This window comes from Paracholeplasma manati (assembly GCF_025742995.1).
In the GTDB taxonomy this organism is placed as follows: Bacteria; Bacillota_I; Bacilli_A; order Acholeplasmatales; family UBA5453; genus Paracholeplasma; species Paracholeplasma manati.
The window spans coordinates 1-11,713 of the sequence record NZ_JAOVQM010000014.1 but is presented as its reverse complement, the minus strand read 5'-3'; the positions used below and the strand labels follow the sequence as shown (position 1 = coordinate 11,713).

Here is an 11,713-nt window from a genome sequence, read left to right as displayed (position 1 = left end):
GCAAGGAGCGATAGCGGATTCTTCAGGTTATATCTTGACTTGATTATAACACTAGGACTTCAATCTTATAAATAACAATATGTAGCTGGGCCTGATCCCAAATCTACACTACATATTATACGAGGAGCACAAATAATGAAAAACTTACTCTATAAAGAACTCAATTTATCCATTCATAAGTTCTATTTCATCTTACCCATCATTTTAGGGGCACTGATGTTTATCCCTTATTGGATCTATTCATTTGTGTTTATGTATTTCTTTTGGATAACCATACCACAAGTGTTCGGTTCATATAATAGCAATCAAGATTATAACTTTATTGGGGCTTTACCTGTGGAAAGAAAAGATATCGTTAATTCAAAAGCCATGTCCATCTTTATCTTAGAATTATTACACGTACTATTTGCACTGGTTTTTGGTTTCATGCATAATTATGTATATGAACTTTATAATCCATTTTTAGACATCAACCTTACATTCTTTGGTGTTGGTATTGGCATGTTTGGTGTATTCAATGTCATATTCTTACCACTGTATTTTAAAACGGCTCACTTTTTTGGTAAACCGCTCATTTACGCTAACATCGCCATCCTTATCTATGGGTTTATATTTGAGTTTGGTGCCATCCGTTACCAATGGGTTAGAGACCTTCTTGAAGGGTCATTTACATCCCAAATACTGCCCTTCACACTGCTCACGCTCATGGGTGTTCTGCTGAGTTTGTTGGCTGTTAAACTTTCACAAATGAATTTTTCGAAACTTGATATATGAAAGACATCCAGATCAGTATGGGTTCACAAATCCCGATATATCAACAATTGTATGATTTAATCTCTGCTCAAATCATCCATGGGGATTTAAAGCCCGATGAAGCACTCCCCTCCATTAGAGTGATTGCGAAAGATTTGCGAATCAGCATCATCACAGTTAAAAAAACATGGGAAATGCTCGAAAGCAATGGTTATATCTATACGGTGGTTGGTAAGGGCTCTTATGTTAAGAATAACTCAACATCGATGCTGAACCGAAAGAGAATTGAAGCGGTGAAGGATATTTTATACCATGCGTTAGATATGTGTAAGTCTTATGAAGTGGATGAAGCGGATTTGATTTTAATGGTCAAAGATTATTATTCAAAACGATAATATCCAATTAAATGGGTTTCGATTAATTCACACAAAACGCCATTCCAGGCGTTTTTTTCTTGTCATGATATAATGAAATAAAGCAGAACAATTGAGTGAGGTATGTGTATGCTATTTATGATGATCATCAAGGCTTCTAAAAACTCAGAAGGCGCGAATTTACCTGATAAAAAATTAATGTTGGCGATGGATGAATACAATGATTTATTAGATTCGGCTGGGGTTAAAGTGATGGCCAAGGGACTACAACCCAGTTCGAATGGGTTACGCTTTTCATTCACAACCCCAGGTGAACCAGCCATCATCACAGAAGGTCCATTTGAAAACCCAAGTACCCTCGTAGCTGGTTTTTTCTTAATTGACGTGAAATCGAAAGAAGAAGCCATTTGCTGGGCCAAAAAAGCACCTGATCCGCAAGGCAATGGCGAAGGTCAAATTGAACTTCGACAGCTATATTAAAATGGTAAGGAGAACATAAACATGATTAAGACCCAATTTAAGACCACCGTTTTGTCATTCGGTAATAACACCGGTATCGAAGTACCACAAGTCAATTTAGAAGCTTTAGGCAAAGCGAAGAAACCACCGGTAATGGTAACAATCGGTAATTATGAATACCCATCGACCGTCGCGGTCATGAGTGGTAAATACTTGATTCCACTATCGAAAGAACACCGTGAACAAACAGGTATACGTGGCGGGGATACCATCATAGTAACACTCACTTTGATTGAAGGTAGAAGGGATGTTGAAATCCCAGAGGTCTTAGCTCGTTTTTTGAATGAACATCAATTAATGGATGTCTTCAATCAAGCCGCCTATTCGAATCGAAAAGAAATGGTTCGAAAGGTAGTAGAAGCGAAAAAGCCAGAAACTTTAGACAAGCGTTTGAACGAACTGCTCACCCAATTAAAACAAAAATAAATCGATATGATGAAAACATCCCAATAATCGAAAGCTAACGATAGAGGGATGTTTTTTTACTTATAGCATGCTTTAATCGATTCGGATTTACCAACAAGGATGCAATTCCTTCATTCACTCCCATTTCACCTGTGTTATAATCTTTTCAAAGGGGCGAATACAATGAAAAAACAATTACCTAAACGTCATGAACTCAATATCAATCAGACTTGGGACATGGCGAATTTATTTAAAAGTGAAGCACTTTATTTAGAAGCGTTTGATCAAGTTGAAACAGACATCGATGCTTTTTGTCAACAATTTGAAAACAAACTATCATCCGAACAAACCATCCATGAAGCACTCAATCAATTCCAAGACATCCAAGGTAGACTGTCTAGAATTGGGGCTTATGGGTCGTTACAATCCTCTACCGATTCGATATCGGAAGAAAATCAAATGCGTCAAGGGAAAGCCATGATGCGTTTTCAAAGCATCTCTAAAAAGATGGCTTTCTTAACCAATGAACTCAAACAACAACCCGATGAATTACTCTTAAAAGCAGCCGCATTAAGCGATAACAACAAATACTATCTAGAAGAAATCATTGAAGACAAGAAACATACCTTATCACCAGAGATTGAAAAAACCTTGGTGTCGTTATCACCTGTCCTCAATGCGTCATATATGCACTATAATCGCTTCAAACTGGCAGACATGAAATTCAACGATTTTGAAGTGGATGGTGTGACTTATCCCAATTCATTCACCTTATTTGAAAATGAGTATGAATATGAAGTCAATCCAGCCGTTAGAAGAAAGGCTTATGAAACCTTCTATCAAAAGCTTTCTGAATACCAACATGGTTTTGCCAGCAATTACCAAGCCCATGTTCAAAAAGAGAAGATTCTATCTGAACTCAGGGGTTATCCAAGTGTCTTTGATTATCTACTCGATGGTCAAAAGGTATCGAAAGACTTCATGGACCGTCAAATCGATGGCATCATGACGAAACTCGCACCTGCGATGCGCAAGTACGCGTTATTATTAAAAGACATCCATGGGTTAGACAAGATGACTTACGCGGACTTGAAAATCGCTGTTGACCCTACCTTTGAACCGAAAGTATCGATTGAAGCGTCTAAAGAGCTCTTAAAAGAAGGCTTATCCATTTTAGGACCAGAATACAACCAAATCGTTCATCGTGCGTTTGATGAACGCTGGATTGATTTCCCACAAAACCAAGGTAAATCCACCGGTGGGTTCTGTTCTTCACCTTATGGCGCATCCTCCTATATCCTCATCAACTGGAATGGTCAAATGGATGAAGTCATGGTATTAGCCCATGAACTTGGTCATGCGGGACATTTCCAATACGCCAATGCCAATCAAAGCATTTTAAATACGAGACCATCGATGTACTTCATCGAAGCCCCATCGACTACCAATGAATTATTGATGGCGAACCACTTGATCCAAAAAGCATCCTCAGAACGCGAAAAAACTTGGATTAAATCGGTGATGATTTCCAGAACGTATTATCACAATTTCGTGACCCATTTACTAGAAGCTGCTTTCCAACGAGAAGTTTATAAAAAAGTCGATCAAAAACAACCTTTATCCGCCAATATCCTAAACAACATCAAACTCGGTGTATTAAGACAATTTTGGGGTGATGCGGTTGAGATTCCTGAGTGGGCTGGACTCACTTGGATGAGACAACCACACTACTTCATGGGTTTATATCCATATACCTACTCTGCCGGATTAACCTTAGGTACCAAAGTATCGCGCATGATTCAAGACAAGCAAATCGAACCACAAGCATGGATTGAAGTCTTGAAAGCAGGCGGGACTAAGTCTCCACTAGACCTAGCGAAGATGGTAGGCGTGGATTTATCCACAGACCAAGTATTATCAGAAGTCATCGAAGACATTTCGAACACCATCGAAGACATCATCCAAGCGAAAAGATAGTTTTTTATCCCTAAAGGTAATTTATGAAGACCATCCTAAATCACTTACATGACCCTCATTTTAATCTCGCATTAGAAGAATATGTCTTAAAACACATGGATTGTGAAGAAGACATCCTTTTACTGTGGGTAAATGCACCTTCAGTGATTGTGGGGCGAAACCAAGTGGTTTATGGTGAGGTCAATGTCGAGTATTGTAAAAAGCACGATATTCCCATCATTAGGCGAATATCCGGTGGTGGTACAGTGTATCACGATTTGGGTAATTTAAACTTTTCCATCATCTCTAAACACTATCAAGATGTCTTGAAAAATTACCGATCATTCACACAACCGGTGGTTGATTTCCTACAACAGATGGGTGTGAACGCGTCTTTCAGTGGAAAAAGCGATTTGGTCATCGGAACCGATAAATTCAGTGGAAATGCCCAAATGTATCATCAAAAAAAGATGTTACATCACGGCACCATTTTGTTTGAAACGAATCTAGACACCTTAAGCAAAGTCTTAAAACCCAAAACCAAAGACATTGCGAGTGTTGCGGTGGATTCGAATCGAAGTCGGGTTACCAATGTGAATACACATTTAAAAACCTCTATGGACATCGATGTGTTTAAAACAGCGCTATTGAAATATTGGCTCAATACAGAAGACATTCAATCTCATTTCTTGAGTTTATGCGAAGCTGACTTAAAAGCCATCGAAGCACTGAAACAAGAGAAGTATCTGAGCTGGGGGTGGAACTTTGGAGAGTCCCCTGCTTTTGAAATCCAAAAAACAATTGGAGAACACGCCCTCAAAGTGAGTATCAAAGACGGTTTGATTGAGACCTTGGTGTTAACCACACCGATACTATCCCTTCATTTCAATCAATTCTACGGCAGTCGATTTGAAAAAGAAGCGTATGAACTAAAGCTAAACACCATCGATGCATCGCTCAAAAAGTCTTTAGAACCATTCACCAAAACCTTATTTGAATAGCGAAAAGGCATTCCACGTGGAATGCCTTTATTGTTAGATATGGATGTGTTTATGAATCGCACCTAAAGCGGATTCCATCACGGTTTCTGATACCGTTGGGTGTAAGTGAATCGCATTCGCGACATCGGCGATGGTCGCTTCAGACTTGATGGCGAGCACCACTTCAGCGAGTAAGTCGGATGCGTTCGATGCGAGAATATGCGCACCAATGATTTCACCAGTGTCTGGATGAACCACGACTTTTACAAACCCATCGGTTTCTCCTTCAGCTAAAGAACGACCATTGGCCATTAAAGGGAACTTAGAGGTTTTGTAAGGGATGTTATCGGCTTTCGCAGCCGCTTCGGTTAAACCAATCCAAGCGATTTCTGGGAACCCGTAAATCGCACTAGGCACATGGTCGAAGGAGAAGGACACATCTTTACCACTGATGTGTTCAACAGCCGTAACCCCTTCAGCGGACGCTGCGTGGGCTAACATCATTTTGCCAGTGATGTCACCAATCGCGTATACGTTTGGGATATTGGTTTGTAGGTGTGCATTCACGACCACCCCTTGTTTGGTGGTTTCAAGATTCAATGCTTTGAACGCTTCAAGGTTTGGTTTCATACCTACCGATAACAATACGATATCGCTTTGAATCGATTTAGATGACCCTTGATGTTCATAAACAACAGCATCTGTTTGGATTTCAGTCACGGATGCACCAGTAATCACTTCAATCTTTTCTTTTTTAAGGAGTCGTAAATAGGCTTGACGAACATCGTCATCGACTGCACTTAAGATTTGATCCAGACGTTCAATCACCGTAACTTTTGTGCCGAAACTGGAGAATAAGGTCGCGAATTCTAACCCGATGACCCCGCCACCAATGATGGTCAAGGATGCAGGTACATTCGGATAGTTCAATAAAGAAGAATAGGTATAGACAAACTGTCTTTCAAACCCTTCTTTTAACCCAGGGATATTGGGGATGACTGGTGAAGCACCGGTCGCGAGAATGAGGTATTTGGTGGCTAAGGTTTCATCCCCCACTTTAACGGTGGTTGGATTCAATACTTCACCATAACCATTATGCACAGTCACACCATTTTTCTTTAATAACCCTTTAACCCCATCGGTTAAGGTTTTGATGACTTTATTTTTACGCGAAAGCATGTCGGTCCAATTGAAGGTTACCGCACTGTCATCGATATGGATACCATAAGCAGAAGCGTGTTTCATCAATCGGTATACTTTCGCATTCTTTAACAACGTTTTGGTTGGGATACAACCTTCGTTCAAACAAACGCCACCCAAGGCGTTTTTTTCAACGAGTCCGACTTGATAGCCGAGTTGAGCTGCTTTGATGGCAGCGACATAACCGCCGGGTCCGCCACCTAATATTAAAATATCGTAGGTCATGACGCTAATAACATGAACACAGGGTTCTTTAAGTATGATTTAAACTTCATGACGAAGCGGCCGGCATCCGCCCCATCGATGATTCTATGGTCAACCGCGAATGAAATCGGCATGACTTGTCCAATCACAATTTCATTGTTTCTAATAATCGGTTTGGCTTGGATTTTACCGATGCCCATGATGGCGACTTCTGGGTATTTAATGATGGGTGCCCCGAAGGTGGAATCGAACGCGCCATAATTGGTCACGGTAAAGGTACCATTTTGAATGTCTTTGAGTTGAATGGTTTTATGGATGGCTTTCGTTTGTAAGTCTTTGAGTTGTTGTGCGAGTTCAAAAATCGAGAGTTGATCGGCATTTTTGATGTTTGGAACAATCAACCCATCTGGGGTATCGGTTGCGAAACCGATGTGGATGAAATCTTTATAAAGAATTTCGCCCTTTTCATGGTCAAACGACGCGTTGAAAATCGGGAACTCTTTTAAGGTTAAGGTTAACGCTTTGATGATGAAAGGCATGTAAGTCAGATGGATGCCTGCTTCGGATGCGAGACCTTTTTGATCGTTTCTCAAATGGACAAGTTCAGACACATCGAGTTCATCCATCAATACAGTATGCGGGATGATTTGTTTGGATAGAGTCATCGCGGTAACAATCGCTTTACGAACGGATGAAATCGGCACACGACGAATGCCTTCTTTGGCAGTTGTCATTGGCGGTACTGGAATGCTTGGTTGAACTGGTTTGGATGATATAGACGCGATGGCGTTTTCAACATCTGTTTTAAGGATTCGACCAAATTCACCAGACCCTTTTAAGGATTTGATGTCAATTTGATTGTCTAACGCGAGTTGTCTTGCGAGAGGAGAAGCCAATACTTTGGTGTTGACTTTGGCTTCGGTGGTTTCTTCTACAGCAGAAGCGATGACTTCAGAGGATACTTCGAGTTGTCCAACCACCCCTGCGTTTTCACCTTCATCCACCGAGGTGGTCTCTTTTTTCGGTTCTGATTTGGTTGGTGCGGTGCCATCTTGAATCAAGACGAGGGTTTCACCCACGTGGATGATTTCACCGACAGCGACCCCTAATGTATCGATGACACCTGTCAAAGGGCTGGGGATTTCTGCGTTGACTTTATCGGTTTCAACCAAACACAAGGTTTCGCCTTCTTTGACGGTATCGCCCTTTTTGAAAAACCATTTTAAAAGCTTACCTTCATGAATGCCTTCACCAATGTCTGGGAATTTAAAATTATACATAATGACCTCCTACGCTTTCACGGCGTAAAGCGATTTAATTTCTGCCGCGATTTGTTTCGGGTGAATCATAAAATGGTGTTCGCCACGTGGCAGTGGTACGGTGATGTCTGGTGCGGTTAAGCGTCTCGGTGCGGCTTCTAAGTGATAGAACGCTTTTTCATTGACCACAGAGATGATTTCCGCCCCAGGTCCAAAGGATTTGACCGCTTCATGAACCACGAGTAAACGACCGGTCTTTTTCACCGAGTTGACGATGGTTTCGACATCAAATGGGGCAATGGTTCTTAGGTCGATCAATTCAACTGAGATATTGTCTTCTTTAAGTAACGCCAATCCAGCTTCGACTTCACGCACCATGGCACCCCACGCTACGACAGTCACGTCTTTACCTTCTTTAACGACTTTTGCTTTACCAATCGGTACCACATAATCGGTATCCGGCACTTCTTGTTTAAACGCACGGTAAATGCGTTTCGGTTCCATGAAAACAACCGGGTCTGGGTCTCGTAAAGCACTTCTTAATAAACCCAATGCGTCATAAGGGGTGGATGGAATCACCAGTTTTAACCCTGGGATGTGAGCGAATAAGGTATCTAAACTTTCAGAGTGGTGTTCCAACGCTTTGACACCACCACCGTATGGCATACGAATGACCATCGGAAGATTGTATTTACTTCTAGAACGGTTACGATATCTCGCAACATGGGTCGCGATTTGATTGAACCCTGGGAACATGAACCCAGAGAATTGTAATTCAACCACCGGTTTCAAGCCATTGATGGCCATCCCGACAGCAGAACCAATAATGGCCCCTTCAGCAATTGGGGTATCAAATACACGGTCTACCCCAAATTGGGCTTGTAAACCAGCGGTCGCTCTGAAGACACCGCCTTCAAAACCAGCGTCTTCGCCGTAAACAACGACCGTTGGGTCTTTTTGCATTTCGGTTTCTAAAGCCTTATTGACGGCTTCTAATACATTAAGGATTGCCATATTATTCTCCCGCCTCCGCTTGTTTCTTGAGTAATTCGTATTGTTCTTTGAGTTGTGGGGTAAGTTCTGCATAGGTATGTCCAAAGACCTCTTCTAAAGTCTCTAAACCACTGTCTTCCACTTTTTTAAAGGTATCCAATACGAGTTGGTTATAGGTTTCATTGAGTTTCGCATCCGAATCTTCTGTGATGATGCCTTTATTGAGTAAGTAATTTCTAAAACGTTTGAGTGGGTCTTTCTTTGCCCATGATTCGACCTCTTCATCCGAACGGTAAATCTTCGGATTGTCAGAAGTGGTATGCGCACCAATACGATAAGTGACCGCTTCAATCAACACAGGTCCTTTGCCGGATTTAGCTAACTTAATGGCTTCTTGAGCAGCGACATACATCGCTAACACGTCGTTCCCATCGACTTGAATCCCTGGGATACCATAAGCAATCGCTTTTTGAGCAAGGGTTTCCGCTTTGGTGGCTTTCGCACGTGGCGTTGAAATCGCCCATTGGTTGTTTTGAATGACCACAATCATCGGTGCGCTATAAACCGCACCAAAGTTCAAACCTTCGTGGAATTCGCCGTGGGATGTACCTCCATCACCAATATAAACAAACGCAACTTCGTCCTTTTTTTGAATCTTCGCAGCATAGGCTAAACCAGCCGCGTGAGAGATTTGTGATCCAATCGGGATGTTGACCGGTAAGACTTTCACACCCTCATTGAAATGGGAGCCTTTTTCATTCCCAAACCAATACAAGAAGTATTGTTCAAGGGTAACCCCTTTATACAACATCGCGTTGAATTCACGGAACGCAAGCACCAACCAGTCACGGTCAGTAGACGCTGCCATCGGTCCGATTTGTGCAGCTTCTTGACCGACGTTTGGTGCGTAGGTAAGCAAACGACCTTGTCTTTGGAACTGAACCGCTTTTAAGTCTGCAATACGGCCTAAAGTCATGGTTTCATACATTTTGAGTAAGACATCTTTAGGGATGTTTGGTTCATCTTTCGCATTTAGAACCGCACCCTCTTGATCCAAAATCTGAAACATCTTTTTCTTCAGTGGATCGTATACATCAAATAACATAGTAGCCTCCTGTGATCGTTATTAAGGTAAATATGAATTTATGTTACCTTTTCAACCTCAGTATACCTTGACAAAGTGTTTACACAAAATGATACGCATTCTTTATGTAATGATGGGAAAAAGTATGGATTTTGATTATAAAATTTCCAAAATTGACTGGTTGTGCAATACATAATATGAATTAAACAAGAATTTAATTATCATTAAACTTTGAAACTCAAATGTTTGGTATAATGTTCATATAAGTAGGTGAAGATTATGCATGAATTCTTATTGATATTGTTGGTTGTAGTTGGGTTTATGACATTCATCCCAGTGGTGAATCTATTTAAAAGCAGCCGTGAAGCAAAATACCGCTGTTTAAAACTATTGATGCTCACAACCTTCATCTGGACGGTACTCATTTTCATCGAACGTATTTCATCGGTGCCATTTGTTGTGTACCATGCCCATTTACTTGGTTACCCAATGAAATTTATGGTGATGGTATTTTCATTGTGTACCATTTATGATTATGTAGAAGAGAAGTTACCAAAGGCGATATTAATCGCTTTAATGATGCTGGGTATTGTAGAAGTCATCTTGGCTTTCACCAATAACCTATACCCGTGGTTTGTTCGACTATCACTGGAAGAAATGACTGTATTTTCAGACCTCTATTTCGCAGATAAAGGGCCGTTATACCTATATCATCTCATCTTCAGTTACGCTGTGATGGTCTACGCCATCATCGCGCTATTCTATTACGTGATGAAGAAGAAGGATACCATTCGCAGTTATGAAGCAGTCACGAAAACCATCATCATCGCGGTGATTGTGGTATTGGCCCTAAACTTCATTGACCTATTATTTATAGATACCGATATTGACTTGACGTATGTATCTCTCGCATTTGGTACATTCATCTTGTACCGTGTGATTTATACCAATGATATGATTTTCAACCTCTTAACGAGTGGACGAGGGAAAATCTTATCGAATATGCGTGAGTTGTATATTTTAACCGATTCAGATAAAAGAATCGTTGAATTCAGTGAACTATTAACGACCAAGTATGGTGTTAAACCAACGGATTATGTCGGTAAAAAACTGGATTTCTTGTATGAAGGGTTAAAGGACCAAATTGTCTTTTATCGAAACTATGAGGTCGATGTTGAGGTCGCACAAAACAAAGACCACTATCATGTCAGAGAACGTAAATTCTATATACAGAAGAATCACTATGGATATATGATTCTGTTGTATGATGAAACCCAAGTATTCAAGCTTTTAAGAGAACTCAATCAATTGTCTAACTTTGACGCGATGACGGGATTAAATAACCGCAATTACATCGAAAATAAGCTTAAGGTTTATAATAACCAACCGAATTTAGGTGCCATTTCTTTAGATTTAAATGGACTTAAAGTGAACAATGACTATTTGGGACATGAACGCGGTGATTTCCTGTTAAAAGCAGTGTCGTCCAAAATCAAACAAGTCATGTCTACACTCGAGAAAAAAGAAATCGCCCGTATTGGGGGCGATGAATTCTTGATTTTGATTCCAAACACGTCTGAATCCAAATTGATTGAAATAAAAGATCATATATTATCCATATGTGAGAATACCAACATCATGGATAAAATCAGTGTATCGATTGGTTTGGCATTTGATTCAAGCGGTGATCAGTTGATTTATGACTTAATCAAAAAAGCCGATGAATCGATGTATCAAATGAAAAATGAAACCAGTACAGAATATACCAAAGCAATTATTGATTTTGTAAAAAAGAAAGCAGAATTCATTCGATAATGGATGATGTAAGAGGTTGCGTGAGCAATCTCTTTTTATTTACTAGGAAAGTTCGTCTTTTATTGTTCTATCTTCTAACAATTGATTTGTGACTTTTATAAAATTTTCTAGAATACCCCGTTTAAAACACCCTCTTTCACGACTTTCTATATAATTAAATATACGTATAAA

The 11,713-nt window shown here is 40.4% G+C and carries 11 protein-coding genes; 7 read left to right on the top strand and 4 right to left on the bottom strand.

Annotated elements, in window-relative coordinates:
* Positions 1 to 135: 135 nt before the first annotated feature.
* From N7548_RS08650 to lplA, 6 genes are all read left to right on the top strand, one after another.
* Positions 136 to 774 carry an ABC-2 transporter permease gene (locus N7548_RS08650; protein ID WP_263609078.1) on the top strand — a complete coding sequence of 213 codons (639 nt, stop codon included), beginning with the start codon at positions 136 to 138 and terminating at the stop codon, positions 772 to 774.
* The gene (locus N7548_RS08645) at positions 771 to 1,148 is read left to right on the top strand and encodes a GntR family transcriptional regulator (RefSeq protein ID WP_263609077.1); all 378 of its coding nucleotides are present in this window, start codon (positions 771 to 773) and stop codon (positions 1,146 to 1,148) included. The genes N7548_RS08650 and N7548_RS08645 overlap by 4 nt, the downstream gene beginning before the upstream one ends.
* 108 nt (positions 1,149 to 1,256) lie before the next feature.
* Positions 1,257 to 1,607, top strand: coding sequence for a YciI family protein (locus N7548_RS08640; protein WP_263609076.1), 351 nt, complete (start codon positions 1,257 to 1,259; stop codon positions 1,605 to 1,607).
* A gap of 21 nt (positions 1,608 to 1,628) precedes the next feature.
* A complete protein-coding gene (locus tag N7548_RS08635) occupies positions 1,629 to 2,072 on the top strand; it encodes a YdeI/OmpD-associated family protein (protein ID WP_263609075.1) in 444 nt (147 codons plus the stop codon).
* Positions 2,073 to 2,234: 162 nt separating this feature from the next.
* The gene (pepF, locus tag N7548_RS08630; protein ID WP_263609074.1) at positions 2,235 to 4,028 is read left to right on the top strand and encodes an oligoendopeptidase F; all 1,794 of its coding nucleotides are present in this window, start codon (positions 2,235 to 2,237) and stop codon (positions 4,026 to 4,028) included.
* A gap of 23 nt (positions 4,029 to 4,051) precedes the next feature.
* A complete protein-coding gene (gene lplA, locus N7548_RS08625; RefSeq protein WP_263609073.1) occupies positions 4,052 to 5,008 on the top strand; it encodes a lipoate--protein ligase in 957 nt (318 codons plus the stop codon).
* A gap of 33 nt (positions 5,009 to 5,041) precedes the next feature.
* On the opposite strand, the gene lpdA is transcribed toward lplA, so the two are convergent.
* The 4 genes from lpdA to pdhA are packed head-to-tail and all read right to left on the bottom strand — an operon-like array spanning position 5,042 to position 9,748.
* A complete protein-coding gene (gene lpdA / locus N7548_RS08620; RefSeq protein ID WP_263609072.1) occupies positions 5,042 to 6,412 on the bottom strand; it encodes a dihydrolipoyl dehydrogenase in 1,371 nt (456 codons plus the stop codon).
* Positions 6,409 to 7,671, bottom strand: coding sequence for a dihydrolipoamide acetyltransferase family protein (locus N7548_RS08615; RefSeq protein ID WP_263609071.1), 1,263 nt, complete (start codon positions 7,669 to 7,671; stop codon positions 6,409 to 6,411). Before N7548_RS08615 ends, lpdA begins: the two co-directional genes overlap by 4 nt.
* A 9-nt stretch (positions 7,672 to 7,680) precedes the next feature.
* Positions 7,681 to 8,664 (bottom strand): alpha-ketoacid dehydrogenase subunit beta, encoded by a 984-nt coding sequence (locus N7548_RS08610; RefSeq protein WP_263609070.1) that lies wholly within the window; start codon positions 8,662 to 8,664, stop codon positions 7,681 to 7,683.
* A gap of 1 nt (position 8,665) precedes the next feature.
* On the bottom strand, positions 8,666 to 9,748 hold the full coding sequence (gene pdhA / locus N7548_RS08605; RefSeq protein WP_263609069.1) for a pyruvate dehydrogenase (acetyl-transferring) E1 component subunit alpha: 1,083 nt from the start codon (positions 9,746 to 9,748) through the stop codon (positions 8,666 to 8,668).
* A 258-nt stretch (positions 9,749 to 10,006) separates the two neighbouring features.
* On the opposite strand from pdhA, the gene N7548_RS08600 reads away from it, so the two are divergent.
* Positions 10,007 to 11,542, top strand: coding sequence for a diguanylate cyclase domain-containing protein (locus N7548_RS08600; RefSeq protein ID WP_263609068.1), 1,536 nt, complete (start codon positions 10,007 to 10,009; stop codon positions 11,540 to 11,542).
* Positions 11,543 to 11,713: the final 171 nt, after the last annotated feature.